The 625-nt window shown below is 68.5% G+C and carries 1 protein-coding gene; it reads left to right on the top strand.

Annotated elements, in window-relative coordinates; all coding sequences use genetic code 11:
• The coding region (locus N7590_RS22110; protein WP_279935910.1) for a phage tail protein at positions 1 to 625 on the top strand (625 nt) is incomplete at both ends.

Genomic DNA, 625 nt, shown 5'->3' with positions numbered 1-625 from the left:
TGCATGGCCGAAGGGCCGTCTGGCCGTGGTGTGGGCCGCCGATGAGCAGCCGCTGTCGGGCGTGGTCAACATGGCCACGATCAAGAAGGGGCAGTTCCAGGTCGAGTACACCCTGGCCAACGGCGCCGATGGCATCGAGTACAGCTACCTGGACCGTGCCACGTGGGAGGCAAAGACCCTGCGCGTGCCTGCGCCAGGCGTGACTACCATGCTCAACCCGGCACAGGTGACCGGCGAGGGCGTCACCAGCGAGGCGCACGCCGCGATGCTGGCCCGGTGGCATCTGGCGCAAAGCCTGTACCAGTACAAGTCGATCAGCTACAGCACCGATATCGAGCACCTGGCCTACGGCCGCATGTCGGTGCTGGCGCTGCAGCACGACCTGACGCAATGGGGCTTCGGCGGCCAGGTCCTGTCCGCATCGATGGGGCCGGGGCGAGTCGTGACGCTGCAGCTCGACGTGCAGGTGCCTGCGCCTGCGCAGCGCAGCGCCTACATCGGCCTGCGTATCCCGGGCGAGCGGGTGTACCGCGTCCTGCGGGTCGTGCCCTTCACCGGTGAGAGCGACCAGCTGCAGCTGGCCGAGCCTTGGCCGACCGATGCCGAGCTGCCGGGCAACACCGAC

It is taken from the genome of Stenotrophomonas sp. GD04024, assembly GCF_029837545.1.
Classification (GTDB): Bacteria; Pseudomonadota; Gammaproteobacteria; order Xanthomonadales; family Xanthomonadaceae; genus Stenotrophomonas; species Stenotrophomonas forensis.
The sequence above is the reverse complement of the archived record's forward strand: the minus strand, read 5'-3'. Positions and strand labels throughout refer to the sequence as shown.